The organism is Janthinobacterium woesei, from assembly GCF_051380875.1.
Lineage (GTDB): Bacteria > Pseudomonadota > Gammaproteobacteria > Burkholderiales > Burkholderiaceae_D > Janthinobacterium.
On sequence record NZ_JBNYXW010000007.1, the window covers coordinates 1 to 14,123 of the forward strand.

Below are 14,123 nucleotides of genomic sequence, written 5' to 3' on the forward strand. Positions count from 1 at the left end.
GTTGGTCCCACCCCTTCCCATCCCGAACAGGACCGTGAAACAACTTTGCGCCGATGATAGTGCTGCAACCAGTGTGAAAGTAGGTTATCGTCAGGCTTGTTATTTGGAGAAATAGCCACGGCTGTTTTTCCTTGAGAAAAACCCAACCAGAAATGGTTGGGTTTTTTTTCGTCTGGTGATTTGAATTTCACGGCATAAGGACGTAAAAAAAGGCATCGCGTAGCGATGCCTTTGTCATTGCATCAAGCCAATTAAAAGTGATAAGCGACTTTGACATTCATATAATTGACGCCACTGTTCGGTTTCTTGTAGCCACCGTTCGAGAAATGCTGGATCTTGGCAGCGACTTCCCATTTATTATTGAAGATGTAGCCTACGCCGATATGGTCGCCGAACTGGAAATGGGTCGACAGGCGATTATCGTCGTTATCATACAGTTTCGACAGCATGTGCACGCCGATCCCGGCTTCCGCATAAAAACCCAGCCTATTGGTATTTTCAAAGCGGAATACGGGCGTAAGGCCCAGATCCCACAGTCTTTGATGCTGGCCAGGGACATTGCGATAGCTTTTGCCATCCCAGCCACCAATGCTTGCATCCCAGTAACCACTCAGTTGGGTGCCATTCGATACAAACCAGGCCTTATCCCAGTTCGAAGTCACGCCAGCGCGTACCATTTGCACTTTCACACCCTTGGCATATTCACCGTAGACAGAGTCGATCAGTTTGTCGTCGGCAGCAAAGCCGGTATTGGCTGCTATCAGCGCGGTAATGGCGGCGATGGATTTGAGGAGATTCTTCTTGAAGAACATAGAGACTTTCATCGTAAAATTGACCGACAGGCTATTGTCTTGTTTGCGCAGGCACTTAGCTATGCATGCCGTTCTCGCCACTCGTTGATCTCAGGGGTTTAATTGACACTTTCTACAAAAATTGCATTTCTCGGTATCGGCCTGATGGGCAATCCGATGGTCCGGTGCCTGCTACGCGCTGGATATTCTGTCACAGTTTGGAATCGCACGCACAGCAAGGCGCAAGTGCTGCGTGCGGCAGGCGCACAGCCGGTCATTGCCGTGGCTGAGGCGGTTGGCGGCGCGGACGTGATTATCTCGATGCTGGAAGCGGGCCCCATCGTGGCGCAAGTGTTGCAGGAGGCCATGCCAGCCTTGCCTGCTGGCGCAATCTGGATCGACATGAGCTCCACCAAGCAAGCCGAAGCCCAGCAATTTCATGCCAGCTTGCAAGCGGCTGGCCATGGTTTTGTCGATGCACCCGTGTCGGGCGGCGTCGGCGGGGCGCAGGCGGGGAGCCTGGCCATCATGGCTGGCGCCAGCGCCGGTGATTATGCCCGGGTCGAAGATATCCTGGCGGCAATGGGCCGGCCAACTCTGGTCGGGCCAGCTGGCAGTGGCCAGGTCGCCAAGCTGTGCAATCAGTTGATCGTGGGGGCCACGTTGAATATCGTGGCCGAAGCCTTGCTGCTGGCCCAGGCGGCAGGCGCCGATGCGGCTGCCGTGCGGACGGCGATCCGCGGCGGCTTTGCTGAGAGCAAGGTTTTGGAGGTGCACGGGCAGCGCATGCTGGAACGTAATTTTGTCGCCGGCGGCCAGGTAAAAAGCCAGATCAAGGATATGCACAATATCCTCGCGGCTGCCGAGGCCGCCCGCGTCACCCTGCCGCTGACACAACTGGTGACGCAGCGCTATGAAACCATCGCCGCTACCTACCCGACGGCGGATCATGCGGCGGCCTTGCTGGCCTTGGAAGCGTTGAATCCAGGCCAGCGCCTGGGGAACGGCCCGGACAAGCTGAGTTGATTACAAGCACAGTCAAGTGACGGGCAGGCTCGCCTCGGCCAATTTTACCCAGAAACTGGCGCCGATGGGCAACAGCTGGTCATTGAAGTCGTAGCTGCCGTTGTGCAAGACGCACGGCCCCAGGCCGTGGCCGCCATCGCGATGTTCGCCATCGCCATTGCCGATGAAGATGTAGCAGCCGGCTTTTTCTTGCAGGAAAAAGGCAAAATCTTCTGCGCCCATGGTCGGTTCGACATTAGCGTTGACCTTGTCGGCGCCCACCACGCTTTTCATTACCTCGACGGCAAAGGCCGTTTCCCTGGCGTGATTGACCAGCGGTGGATAGTTGCGCTTGAACTGAAAATCAACTTCGGCGCCAAAGGCGGCGGCCGTATGCACGGCGATGTCGCGCATGCGCTCTTCGATCAGGTCCAGCACGGGCGTGCTGAAGGTGCGCACGGTGCCGATGAGGCTGGCATCGTCGGGAATCACGTTGGTGGCGCTGCCGGCGTGGATTTGCGTGATCGACAGCACGGCCGTATCGAGCGGACTCTTGTTGCGCGTGATGACGCTTTGCCAGCTTTGCGCGATCTGCACGGCCACCATCACAGGGTCGATGCCCTTGTGGGGCTGGGCCGCGTGCGCGCCCTTGCCTTTGACGGTGACGTGAAATTCATTGCTGGAAGCCATCATTGGCCCTTCCACCACGCTCAGCGTGCCCGTTTCGGCGCCTGGCCAGTTGTGCATGCCGTAAATGGCATCCATGGGAAAACGGGTGAATAAGCCATCTTCGATCATTTCGCGCGCGCCGGCGCCGCCTTCCTCTGCGGGCTGGAAGACAAGATACACGGTGCCGTCGAAATGGCGGTGCTGCGCCAGATAGTGGGCCGCACCGAGCAGCATGGCCGTGTGGCCGTCATGGCCGCAGGCGTGCATCTTGCCCGGGTGGCGCGATGCATGCTCGAAAGTATTCATTTCTTGCATGGGCAGGGCATCCATGTCGGCGCGCAAGCCGATGGCGCGCTTCGAGGTGCCATTCTGGATGATGCCGACCACGCCCGTGCGGCCCAGGCCGCGCACTACGGGGATACCCCATTCGGTCAGTTTGGCGGCGACAACGTCCGAGGTGCGCTGTTCTTCGTAGCACAGTTCGGGATGCGCGTGCAGGTCGCGGCGGATGCCTTGCAGCTCGGATTGAAACGCCAATATGGGATCAACTAATTTCATCGGACTCTCCTGTGGATGCTGGCGCGCAGCCATGTAGGGCGCGCCGGACCGCGCATGTTTGATCAAAAACAGGCGCGGCTAATAGTGCATTGTAGCCCTTGTTTGCCGGGTAAATCCAGCGCACGGCAGAGCTTGCCTTAGCGCCAACAGCAAGTACGTGGAATGGTTTACAGTATTGCCTTCCCTCACGTTTTTGGATTGCCCCATGACCACCACCCAAGTGCGCGCCGCCTGCCCGCTCGACTGCCCCGATACCTGCGCCCTCTTGGTCACGGTGACCGATGGCGTGGCAACAAACGTCAAGGGCGATCCAGACCATCCCACCACGGCGGGCGTGCTGTGCACCAAGGTCTCGCGCTTCACGGAGCGGACCTACCATGCGGAGCGCCTGCTGACTCCGCTGCGCCGTGTGGGCAAGAAGGGCGAAGGCAAGTTCGAGCGCATCAGCTGGGAGGAAGCGCTGGCGGCCATCGCGGCGCGTTTACAACCCATCGCCGCGCGCGATCCGCAAGCGATCTTGCCGTACAGCTATTGCGGCACCATGGGCCTGGTGCAGGGCGAATCGATGTCGTCGCGTTTTTTCAACCAGCTGGGCGCTTCCTTGCTGGACCGCACCATCTGCGCCTCGGCCGGCGCTACCGGCTACCGCTACACTGTGGGCGCCAGCATCGGCACGGACCTGGAACAGTTTCAGAAGGCCAAGCTGATCATCATATGGGGCGGCAATCCGATCGCCTCGAATTTGCATTTCTGGATGCGCGCCCAGGAGGCCAAGCGGCACGGTGCCACCCTGATCGCCATCGATCCCTACCGCTCGCTGACGGCCGAGAAATGCCATCAGCACATTGCCTTGCTGCCCGGCACCGATGCGGCCCTGGCGCTGGGTTTGATGCATGTCATGATCACCGAAGATTGGCTCGATCACGATTACATCGAACGCTACACTGTGGGCTACGACGCGTTGAAACAGCGCGCTCTGGAATGGCCACCGGAACGCGTGGCCGAGGTGTGCGGCATCACCGCCACGGAAGTGGTGGAACTGGCACGCCTGTACGGCCAAACTTGCCGTAACGGCGAAGGTGCGGCCATTCGCGCCAACTACGGCGTGCAGCGCGTGCATGGCGGCGGCATGGCCGTGCGCAATATTGCCTGCCTGCCCGCATTGACGGGGGCCTGGCGCCATGCGGCCGGCGGCATGCAGCTGTCGAGCTCGGGTTCCTTCCCCATCAACCGCAAGGCCTTGCAGCGCCCAGACTTGCTGAAAGGCGCGCCGCGCACGATCAACATGAGCACCATCGGCGACGATTTATTGAAAGCAAGCTCACCCGAATTCGGTCCGCAAATCGAAGCCGTGATCGTGTACAACTCGAATCCGCTGGCGGTCGCGCCCGATTCCTCGAAAGTGGCGCAGGGCTTTGCCCGCGAAGATTTATTTACGGTCGTGCTCGAGCACTTCCAGACCGATACCGTCGATTACGCCGACATCGTGCTGCCCGCCACCACGCAGCTGGAACACGTCGATGCGCATGCCACTTACGGCCATTTGTACATGATGGCGAACAACGCGGCCGTGGCGCCGCTGGGCGAAGCGAAGGCGAATACGGAAATTTTCCGCCTGCTGGCGCAGCACATGGGTTTTGATGATCCTTGCTTCCAGGAAAGCGACGATGCGCTGGCGGCGCAGGCGTTCGATGCGACGGATGCGCGCGCCGTGCATTTCGACTGGGAATCGCTGAAACGCACGGGCTGGCAAAAGCTGGCCATGCCCGAGGCGCCATTTGTCACGGGTGGCTTCCCCACGCCGTCGGGCAAGTGCGAGTTGTATTCGGCCGCCATGGCGCAGGCAGGACTCGATCCCTTGCCCACCTACATTGCGCCGTATGAATCGCTGGCCAGCAATCCCGCGCTGGCGGCGCGTTATCCGCTGGCCATGATTTCCCCGCCGGCACGCAATTTTCTCAATTCCACTTTTGTGAACGTCAAAAGCCTGCGCGCGGCCGAGGGCGAGCCGCACCTGGACATGCATCCCGATGACTGCGCCGCGCGCGGCATTACGGCCGGCGACATGGTGCGCATCTTCAACGACCGTGGCACCTTTGTCGCCAGGGCCAGGGTGACGGACAAGGCGAGAAAAGGCTTGGTGGTGGGCTTGTCCGTGTGGTGGAAAAAGCTCGCCAGCGACGGCAAGAACGCCAATGAAGTGACCAGCCAGCGTTTGACGGACATGGGCCGCGCGCCCACCTTTTACGATACGCTGGTCGAAGTGGAAAAGGCGGCCTAAGGTGGCTCCTTTGGCACCCTTGGCGCGCTGGTCCGTCCGGTTTGCCTTGGGCATCGTGTGCCTGTCGCTGGGCGGCTGTACGCAGTTGCGCTATTACACCCAGGCGGCGCAGGGGCAATATGTGCTCTGGTCTGGCGCGCGCCCCATCGATGACTGGATGCAAGACCCGACCACCGAGCCGCGCCTGAAAGCGCGCCTGCGCAAGGCGCAGGAGATCCGCCGCTTCGCCGTCAGCGAGCTGGACTTGCCCGACAACGGCAGTTACCGGCGTTACGCCGCCTTGCCGCGTCCCTTCGTGCTGTGGAGCGTGGTAGCCACGCCGGAACTGTCGTTGCAGCCGCTGCAATGGTGTTTCCCCATCGCCGGCTGCGTCAGCTATCGCGGCTATTACAGCAAGGATGAGGCGCTGGCGTATGCCGCCGAACTGCGCGCGCAGCATTACGACGTGCAGGTGGGCGGCGTGCCCGCCTATTCCACCCTGGGCTGGTTCGATGATCCGCTGCTGTCGACCTTTATCAACTACAACGATGCGGAACTGGCGCGCCTGATTTTCCATGAACTGGCGCATCAGGTGGTGTACGTGCCCGGCGATTCGGCCTTCAACGAATCGTTTGCCGGTGCAGTGGAAGAGGCCGGTGTGCAGCGCTGGCTGGCGAGTGCAGGCAATGACACCATGCGCGCGGCCTATGTCCAGTACGCGGCGCGGCGCCAGGATTTCCTGGCCCTGCTGCTGCACTACCGGGGCGAACTGGAAGCCGTGTATGCGAGTGAGGCCAGCGATGCGGACAAGCGTGCGCGCAAGGCGCAGGTATTTGCGGCATTGCAAGATGCGTATCAGTTGCTCAAGCAAAACTGGGCTGGTTTTGCCGGTTATGACCGCTGGTTCGAGCAGCCATTGAGCAATGCGCACCTGGCTTCTGTCGCCACCTACAATGAATTTTTGCCTGCCTTCAAAAAATTGCTGGAAGAAAAAAAGAACTTTCGTGCTTTTTATGCTGCAGTGCACACAATGTCCCAGATCAAGAAGCCTGAGCGCAGGCGAGCGCTGGAACAATTGTCCAGCCCGTAACCCGTAAAGATTGTGCCGTGCGTCGAGTCGGGCGATCCTGCAACAGTGGATTTATCATGCTGCAAAGCAGCATAAAAAGCCTTTAGAGTTGCTGCTCGAATACTGTTGAAAGCACTTGCGTGGAAGCGCGGCGCCCGATAGCATCGCGTTAGTAGCATAGACAAATTGCTCGTTTAAATGCTCAAACTGACTGCAGGACGACAGAATCCACAGCAATGATCTGCGCCGGCAAGGTGCGCCGGCTCCCCCCACGATTATTCGAGACAAGAGGCACAGGATGGAAAAAATTTGGCTGAAGTCGTATCCTCCCGGCGTACCCGCCGACATCGATCCTGATCAATATCGTTCGCTGGTGCATTTGCTGGAGGAAGCGTTTCAAAAGTATGCAGACCGCAATGCCTATGTCTGCATGGACAAATTTCTCACCTATGCCGAACTCGATACCTATTCGCGCCAGCTGGGTGCCTGGCTGCAAAGCCGCGGCTTGAAAAAAGGCGCCAGAGTCGCCCTGATGATGCCCAACGTGCTGCAGTATCCGGTGGCCATTGCCGCCGTGCTGCGCGCCGGCTACACGGTGGTCAACGTCAATCCCTTGTATACACCGCGCGAACTCGAGCACCAGCTCAACGATTCGGGCAGCGAAGCCATCATCGTGCTGGAAAACTTCGCCCATACGCTCGAACAGGTGCTGGCCAAGACGGCCGTCAAGCACATCATCGTCGCCAGCATGGGCGAGATGCTCGGTGGCTTGAAAGGCATGATCGTCAATTTTGTCGTGCGTAACGTCAAGAAGATGGTGCCCGCATATTCCTTGCCGAACGCCATGCGCTTCAAGCAGGCGCTGGCACTGGGCAGCCGCATGAAACTCACGCCCGTCGAGCTGAACATCCAGGACGCTGCTTTCCTGCAATACACGGGCGGCACCACGGGCGTGTCGAAAGGCGCGACCTTGAGCCACCGTAATGTGATCGCCAACGTGCTGCAAAGCGAAACGTGGTCATCGGTGGCGCTCAATCCGAACAGCAAGGAACAGATGATCATCGTCTGTGCCTTGCCGCTGTACCATATCTTTGCGCTGACGGCGTGCGCGCTGTGGGGCACGCGCATGGGCGCGCTGAATATCTTGATCCCGAATCCGCGCGATATCCCGGGCCTGATCAAGGAGCTGGGCAAGTACAAATTCAACTTGTTGCCAGCGGTTAATACACTGTACAACGCACTGGTAAACCATCCCGACTTTGCCAAGCTCGACTTCTCGGGCTTGAAAATCGCCAATGGCGGCGGCATGGCGGTGCAGCAAGCCGTCAACGACAAGTGGCTGCAAGTGACGGGCGTGTCCATCATCGAAGGCTATGGCTTGTCGGAAACGTCGCCAGTGGCCACCTGCAACCGCGCCGACAGCACGGTGTTCTCCGGCACCATCGGCTTGCCCGTGCCATCGACCGATATCGCCATCCTCGACGATGACGGCAAGGAAGTGGCGCTGGGCCAAAGGGGCGAAATCGCCATCCGCGGCCCGCAAGTGATGACGGGCTACTGGAACCGTCCCGATGAGACGGCCAAGGTCATGACGCCGGACGGCTACTTCAAGTCGGGCGACGTGGGCATCATGGACGAGCGTGGTTACGTGACGATTGTCGACCGCAAGAAAGACATGATCCTCGTCTCGGGCTTCAATGTGTATCCGAACGAAGTCGAGGCCGTCATCGCGGCCCATCCGGGCGTGCTCGAGTGCGCATGCATCGGCGTGCCGGACGAACATTCGGGCGAGGCCGTCAAAGTATTCGTGGTGCGCAGGGACCCGAACCTGACGGCGGAGGTCTTGATGGCATATTGCAAGGAACAATTTACAGGCTACAAGCGGCCGAAATACATCGAGTTCCGTGATGAACTGCCGAAGACCAACGTCGGCAAGATTTTGCGTCGCGCCTTGCGTGACGAGAAGAAGATAGCAGCATAAACAGTGCCGGGTGCGCGTCAGGCCGCGCCCCCTTTCATACAGATAAAGATGAGGCAATAGATGGACAAGATTTGGTTGAAGTCGTACCCGGACAGCGTTCCCGCAGAGATCGACTGCACGCAATACCGCTCCGTCACGCATTTGCTGGAAGAGTCGTTCCAGAAATATGCGGAGCGCAACGCCTTCGTGTGCATGGATAAATTCATCACCTACCGCGAACTCGACAAGCTGTCACTGCAGATGGGCGCCTGGCTGCAAAGCAAGGGCCTGCAGCCGGGTTCGCGCGTGGCGATCATGCTGCCGAACGTGCTGCAGTATCCGGTGGCGATGGCGGCAATCTTGCGTGCCGGCTACACCGTGGTCAACGTCAACCCGCTGTATACGCCGCGTGAATTGCAGCATCAGCTGATCGATTCGGGCAGCGAGGCGATCATCGTGCTGGAAAACTTCGCCACCACGGTCGAGCAGGTGCTGCCGCATACCCAGGTCAAGCATGTGATCGTCGCCACCATGGGCGATTTGCTGGGCGGCCTGAAGGGCACGATCGTCAACTTCGTCGTGCGCAAGATCAAGAAAATGGTGCCAGCGTTCTCCTTGCCAGGCGCCATCAGTTTCAACAAGATGCTGGCCGAGGGCGCACGCCTGACCTTGACGCCGGTGCAGCAGGGGCATGACGATATTGCCTTCCTGCAATACACGGGCGGCACTACCGGCATATCGAAAGGTGCCATGTTGTTGCATCGTAATGTGATCGCCAACGTGCTGCAAAACGAGGCGTGGATCTCGCCCGTGATGACGCCCGAAATGCGCGCCACCTCGATGGGATTCATGTGCGCCTTGCCCCTGTATCACATCTATTCGCTGACGGTCAGCGCCCTGATGGGCATGCGCGTGGGCGGCTTGAACGTGCTGATCCCCAACCCGCGCGACATACCCGGTTTCGTGAAGGAATTGGCCAAGCACAAGATCGTCGTCTTCCCCGCCGTCAATACCCTGTACAACGCGCTGTTGAACAATGCCGAGTTCGCCAAGCTCGATTTCTCCAGCTACAAGGTGTGCAACGGCGGCGGCATGGCCCTGCAGCGCAACGTGGCCGAGCGCTGGTTGAAACTGACGGGCTGCCCGCTGATCGAAGGCTATGGCATGTCGGAAACCTCGCCCGTGGTGACGGGCAACCGCGTCGATATCACGGAATTTACGGGCACCATCGGCTTGCCATTCCCATCGACGGAAGTGGCCATTTTGAATGACGACGGCGTGGAAGTGCCGCTGGGCGAGCCAGGCGAAATTGCCGTGCGCGGTCCGCAAGTGATGGCCGGCTACTGGCAGCGTCCGGACGAAACGGCCAAGTCGATGACGGCGGACGGCTTCTTCAAGACGGGCGACGTGGGCGTCATGGACGAGCGCGGCTATGTGAAGATCGTCGACCGCAAGAAAGACATGATCATCGTCTCGGGTTTCAATGTGTACCCGAACGAAGTGGAAGAGGTGGTCGCTGCGTGCCCAGGCGTGCTCGAATGCGCATGCATCGGCGTGCCGGACGCCAACGCGGGCGAAGCCGTGAAAGTGTTTGTCGTGCGCAAGGATCCGAATTTGACGGTGGAGCAGATCCGCGAGCATTGCAAGCATGAATTGACGGCTTACAAGAAACCGAAATACATCGAGTTCCGCGATGAATTGCCGAAGACCAACGTCGGCAAGATCTTGCGTCGTCAATTGCGCGACGAAAAGAAAGTCGCTTGAGTTTTATTTCTGCAATCTTATCTCAGCAGGCCAGCTTTGCCGTCCTGGACGGTAAAACTGGCCAGTGTCGCGATGTTTGATTCACTGTCGCGTACATTTTCCAGGCCCTGGAACAGGGTCGTGGTCTTCTCCGGTGTGATTTCCATCAACATATAGCCGCGCTTGTCGCTGCGCCCGTAGCGGATGTGCGGGTTCATCGCCACGTACTCGGCCGTACGCGCCTGCGGGCGCGAGCTGGACGTGATTGAGGTGCCGCAAAACTCGGTCGCCAGCACGGGGTTGTCCGTGCTGGTGGGCCGCACGGCATCGCGGCTCAATTCCGTGGCATAAAACGTGTGCACGTCGCCCGACAGCACCAGCGGGTTGCGCGCGCCGCTGCTGTGCAGGGCGTCGAGCAGGCGCTGGCGTGCCATCGGATAGCCATCCCAGCCATCGGTCCAGATGCGTTCATCGCCGGGGCGGGCGATGGGTACCTGGCTCGATTGTGCCATCAGGGTTTGCTGGGCCAAAATGTTCCAGCGGGCGGGAGAGTTGTCGAGGCCCGTTTGCAGCCAGCGCTGCTGTTCCTCGCCCAGCATGGTGCGCTCCGGCTTGCCCAGTTCGGGGCAGTTGCGCGTAGTGACGGAATTCGAGCCGCCGCGGCCCGCTTTGGCGCAAGCGTGGTAGGCGCGGTATTGGCGGTCATCCAGCACGTGGAAGCGCGCCAGTCGGCCCCAGTCATAGCGCTGATAGATGCGCATGTCGACAAAGCCGCGCCGTCCCAGCGGCAGCAGGCGCAGCGGCATGTGCTCATAAAACGCCTGGTAGGCGGCCGCGCGGCGCTGCAGGAACGTGGGCGTGAGCAATTCGTCGCGGTCGTTGGCATAATCGTTGGCCACTTCATGGTCATCCCACGTCACGATCCATGGCGCGGCCAGGTGCGCGCCCTGCAAGTCCTTGTCGCTCTTGTACTGCGCGTAGCGGGCGCGGTAGTCGTCCAGGCTGAAACTTTCGTGCGTGCGTATGGCCCGGCTCGGATGTTGCAGCTGGTACGGCCCCCACTCATAAATGTAGTCGCCCAGGAAAGCCACCAGGTCGGGTGCGGCTGCGGCGATATGCCGGTGCGCTGCATACGCGCCAAATTCCCAGTGCTGGCACGAGGCCACGGCCAGTTTCAGCGATGCGGGCAGGGAATCGGCTGCAGGTGCCGTACGCGTGCGGCCCACGGGACTGACGGCGTCGCCAAACATGAAGCGGTACCAGTACCAGCGCCCGGGCGCCAGGCCGCCCACGTCGATGTGCACGCTGTGCGCCAGTTCGGGCATGGCCGTGGCTTGCCCCTTGGCGACGATGCGCCGGAATGCTGCATCGTCTGCCATTTCCCAGCGCACGTTCAAGGCGATGGCCGGCGTGGCTGCCGCTTGCAGCGGGTCGTAGCAGATGCGCGTCCACAGCACGATGGCGTCGGGCAGGGGCGAACCTGAGGCGACGCCGAGCGCGAATGGATAGCCGCTGCCGTTCAGGCGCGTGGCGGCGCCGGCACTGGAGCCTGACAGCACGCTGCCCGCGGCGGCCAGTGCGCCTATGCGCGCAGCACTGAGCAGGAAGATGCGGCGCTGGCTATCCATGTGGACGGTTGTGGAACTAATGCGACAGCAGGGTCTCGATCGGTGGCACCTGGCGCGGCTTGCGGTCGGAATCGGTGGCCACATAGATCAGGGTCGCTTCCGTGACTTTCACGATGCACGCCTGCAGGCGGTTGCGCTCGGCATATACTTCGACATTGACGGTGATCGAGGTATTGCCAATCTTGACGATATCGGCGTAGAAAGAGAGTAGATCGCCGACGAAGACGGGATTTTTGAAGATGAATGAATTGACGGCAATGGTGGCGACACGACCGTTGGCACGCCGCGTGGCGGGCAGCGAGCCGGCAATATCGACTTGCGCCATGATCCAGCCGCCAAAGACGTCGCCGTACACATTGGCGTCCGACGGCGCGGGCATCATGCGCAGTTCGGGCATTTTTCCGGCGGGCAGGCCGGAAGCGAGGCAGTTGTCAGGGCGGTTGGGGGAGGTGCTCATCTTTTATTCTCATGAAAGGCTACAATTGCCCCGATTGAACCATAAAAAGCCGACCTTCGCCATGCGCCGTTCCCAGACTTCCCCTCCGCCCCGCTCTCCAGCCTCCGCCAACCACAGCGATTTCGCCACCATCAAGACCTTGCTACCGTATCTGTGGGTCTACAAATGGCGGGTGCTGCTGGCGCTGCTATGCCTGGTGGGTGCCAAGCTGGCCAACGTGGGCGTGCCCCTGATACTGAAAAAACTCGTCGACGCCATGACGATCACGGTCACCCATCCGCAAGCGCTGCTGGTGTTGCCGGTAAGCTTGCTGGTGGTGTATGGCTTGCTGCGCCTGTCGACCACCTTGTTTACCGAGCTGCGCGAATTCCTGTTTGCCCGCGTCACGCAGCGCGCCGTGCGCACCATTGCGCTGCAAGTGTTCCGCCACCTGCATGCGCTCTCCTTGCGCTTTCACTTGAACAGGCAAACGGGCGGCATGACGCGCGATATCGAACGCGGTACGCGCAGCGTCGGTTCGCTCATTTCCTACACCTTGTTCAATATCTTGCCGACGTTGGTGGAAATTACCCTGGTGCTCGGCTATCTGGTCTTGCATTACGACATCTGGTTCACCGTGATCACGGCCGTCGCGCTGGTGTCGTACATTACGTTTACCGTACTGGTGACGAACTGGCGCACGCATTTCCGCCGGACCATGAATGACCTCGACTCAAAAGCCAATACCAAGGCCATCGATTCGCTGATCAACTATGAAACCGTGAAGTATTTCGGCAACGAGGATTACGAGGCGAAGCGCTATGACGAAGGCTTGCAGCGCTATGAATCGGCCGCTGTCAAATCGCAGACTTCCTTGTCCTTGCTCAATACGGGCCAGTCGCTGATCATCGCCACGGCCGTCACCTTGATTTTGTGGCGCGCCACGGTGGGTGTAATCGACGGCACGATGACCCTGGGCGACCTGGTGCTGGTGAACGCCTTCATGATCCAGCTGTATATTCCCCTCAATTTCCTGGGCGTGATTTACCGCGAAATCAAGCAAAGCCTGGCCGACATGGAGCGCTTGTTCTCCCTGCTGAACGAAAACCGCGAAATTGCCGATACGCCGGGCGCCAGGCCGCTCGTTACGCATGGCGCGGCCGTGCGTTTCGCGCATGTGGACTTCAGCTATGAAGCCAAGCGGCAAATCCTGTTCGACGTGGATTTCCATATCGCAGCCGGCACCACCACGGCCGTGGTGGGGCATAGCGGTTCGGGCAAGTCGACCCTGTCGCGCCTGCTGTTCCGCTTCTATGAAGTCGATGGCGGCGGCATCACCATCGATGGCCAGGATTTGCGCAATATCACGCAGGACTCGCTGCGCGCCGCCATCGGCATCGTGCCGCAAGACACGGTCTTGTTCAATGACACCATCGAATACAACATCGCCTACGGCAAGCCGGGCGCCAGCAAGGACGCCATCGTGGCGGCGGCCAAGGCGGCATCGATCCATGATTTCATTGAAAGTTTGCCAGATGGGTACAACTCCATGGTGGGCGAGCGGGGCTTGAAGCTGTCGGGTGGCGAAAAGCAGCGCGTGGCCATCGCCCGTACCTTGCTGAAAGATCCGGCCATCCTGATCTTCGATGAAGCCACTTCGGCGCTCGACTCCAAGGCCGAGCAGGCGATCCAGTCGCAACTGAAGGAAATCGCCAAAAACCGCACCACCCTGGTGATTGCCCACCGCCTGTCGACGGTGGCGGACGCCCAGCAAATCCTGGTGCTCGACCATGGCCGCATCGTCGAGCGGGGCACACATCCACAATTGCTGGCCGCGAACGGCCTGTATGCGCAGATGTGGCAACGCCAGCAGGCGAATATGGACGATGATGCGGAAGAGGACGAGCTGGCGGGGCTGGCACCGGCAAAATAAATCGGGAATGGGAAATCAGTAGGAAAAATGCTACAGGCGCCGTGATTCAGGCGCGCGTATAGCGCCTATTT

10 protein-coding genes and 1 rRNA gene are annotated in these 14,123 nt (G+C 59.9%); 7 read left to right on the forward strand and 4 right to left on the reverse strand.

What is annotated here, in order from left to right; genetic code table 11:
* Positions 1 to 96: ribosomal RNA gene (gene rrf / locus ACQ4W6_RS09010) — 5S ribosomal RNA — on the forward strand; the annotation flags it as partial.
* Positions 97 to 251: 155 nt separating this feature from the next.
* On the opposite strand, the gene ACQ4W6_RS09015 is transcribed toward rrf, so the two are convergent.
* Entirely contained in the window at positions 252 to 812 is a 561-nt protein-coding gene (locus ACQ4W6_RS09015; protein WP_436566852.1) for an acyloxyacyl hydrolase, read from the reverse strand.
* 120 nt (positions 813 to 932) lie between these two features.
* Here ACQ4W6_RS09015 and ACQ4W6_RS09020 point away from each other — a divergent pair, with 120 nt between their 5' ends.
* The gene (locus tag ACQ4W6_RS09020; protein WP_436567091.1) at positions 933 to 1,817 is read left to right on the forward strand and encodes an NAD(P)-dependent oxidoreductase; all 885 of its coding nucleotides are present in this window, start codon (positions 933 to 935) and stop codon (positions 1,815 to 1,817) included.
* 12 nt (positions 1,818 to 1,829) lie between these two features.
* On the opposite strand, the gene ACQ4W6_RS09025 is transcribed toward ACQ4W6_RS09020, so the two are convergent.
* A complete protein-coding gene (locus ACQ4W6_RS09025) occupies positions 1,830 to 3,023 on the reverse strand; it encodes a M20 aminoacylase family protein (RefSeq protein ID WP_436566853.1) in 1,194 nt (397 codons plus the stop codon).
* A 205-nt stretch (positions 3,024 to 3,228) separates the two neighbouring features.
* Here ACQ4W6_RS09025 and ACQ4W6_RS09030 point away from each other — a divergent pair, with 205 nt between their 5' ends.
* The 4 genes from ACQ4W6_RS09030 (at position 3,229) to ACQ4W6_RS09045 (ending at position 10,076) form a co-directional block, all read left to right on the forward strand.
* Entirely contained in the window at positions 3,229 to 5,304 is a 2,076-nt protein-coding gene (locus ACQ4W6_RS09030; RefSeq protein ID WP_436566854.1) for a molybdopterin-containing oxidoreductase family protein, read from the forward strand.
* 10 nt (positions 5,305 to 5,314) lie between these two features.
* Entirely contained in the window at positions 5,315 to 6,373 is a 1,059-nt protein-coding gene (locus ACQ4W6_RS09035; RefSeq protein WP_436567092.1) for an aminopeptidase, read from the forward strand.
* 277 nt (positions 6,374 to 6,650) lie between these two features.
* On the forward strand, positions 6,651 to 8,333 hold the full coding sequence (locus tag ACQ4W6_RS09040) for a long-chain fatty acid--CoA ligase (protein WP_436566855.1): 1,683 nt from the start codon (positions 6,651 to 6,653) through the stop codon (positions 8,331 to 8,333).
* Between the two features lie 60 nt (positions 8,334 to 8,393).
* Entirely contained in the window at positions 8,394 to 10,076 is a 1,683-nt protein-coding gene (locus tag ACQ4W6_RS09045; protein WP_436566856.1) for a long-chain-fatty-acid--CoA ligase, read from the forward strand.
* 17 nt (positions 10,077 to 10,093) lie between these two features.
* On the opposite strand, the gene ACQ4W6_RS09050 is transcribed toward ACQ4W6_RS09045, so the two are convergent.
* Complete coding sequence (locus ACQ4W6_RS09050) at positions 10,094 to 11,683, reverse strand: alkaline phosphatase D family protein (protein ID WP_436566857.1); 1,590 nt, start codon at positions 11,681 to 11,683, stop codon at positions 10,094 to 10,096.
* Between the two features lie 16 nt (positions 11,684 to 11,699).
* The gene (locus tag ACQ4W6_RS09055) at positions 11,700 to 12,065 is read right to left on the reverse strand and encodes an acyl-CoA thioesterase (protein ID WP_436567093.1); all 366 of its coding nucleotides are present in this window, start codon (positions 12,063 to 12,065) and stop codon (positions 11,700 to 11,702) included.
* A gap of 136 nt (positions 12,066 to 12,201) precedes the next feature.
* Here ACQ4W6_RS09055 and ACQ4W6_RS09060 point away from each other — a divergent pair, with 136 nt between their 5' ends.
* Complete coding sequence (locus ACQ4W6_RS09060; protein ID WP_436566858.1) at positions 12,202 to 14,052, forward strand: ABCB family ABC transporter ATP-binding protein/permease; 1,851 nt, start codon at positions 12,202 to 12,204, stop codon at positions 14,050 to 14,052.
* Positions 14,053 to 14,123 lie beyond the last annotated feature (71 nt).

What these genes read in the sequence shown, in the direction of transcription:
- ACQ4W6_RS09015 (WP_436566852.1), bottom strand. Translation starts at nt 812, where the DNA reads ATGTTCTTCAAGAAGAATCTCCTCAAATCCATCGCCGCCATTACCGCG.
- ACQ4W6_RS09025 (WP_436566853.1), bottom strand. Translation starts at nt 3,023, where the DNA reads ATGAAATTAGTTGATCCCATATTGGCGTTTCAATCCGAGCTGCAAGGC.
- ACQ4W6_RS09040 (WP_436566855.1), top strand. Translation starts at nt 6,651, where the DNA reads ATGGAAAAAATTTGGCTGAAGTCGTATCCTCCCGGCGTACCCGCCGAC.
- ACQ4W6_RS09055 (WP_436567093.1), bottom strand. Translation starts at nt 12,065, where the DNA reads ATGATGCCCGCGCCGTCGGACGCCAATGTGTACGGCGACGTCTTTGGC.
- ACQ4W6_RS09030 (WP_436566854.1), top strand. Translation starts at nt 3,229, where the DNA reads ATGACCACCACCCAAGTGCGCGCCGCCTGCCCGCTCGACTGCCCCGAT.
- ACQ4W6_RS09050 (WP_436566857.1), bottom strand. Translation starts at nt 11,683, where the DNA reads ATGGATAGCCAGCGCCGCATCTTCCTGCTCAGTGCTGCGCGCATAGGC.
- ACQ4W6_RS09060 (WP_436566858.1), top strand. Translation starts at nt 12,202, where the DNA reads ATGCGCCGTTCCCAGACTTCCCCTCCGCCCCGCTCTCCAGCCTCCGCC.
- ACQ4W6_RS09045 (WP_436566856.1), top strand. Translation starts at nt 8,394, where the DNA reads ATGGACAAGATTTGGTTGAAGTCGTACCCGGACAGCGTTCCCGCAGAG.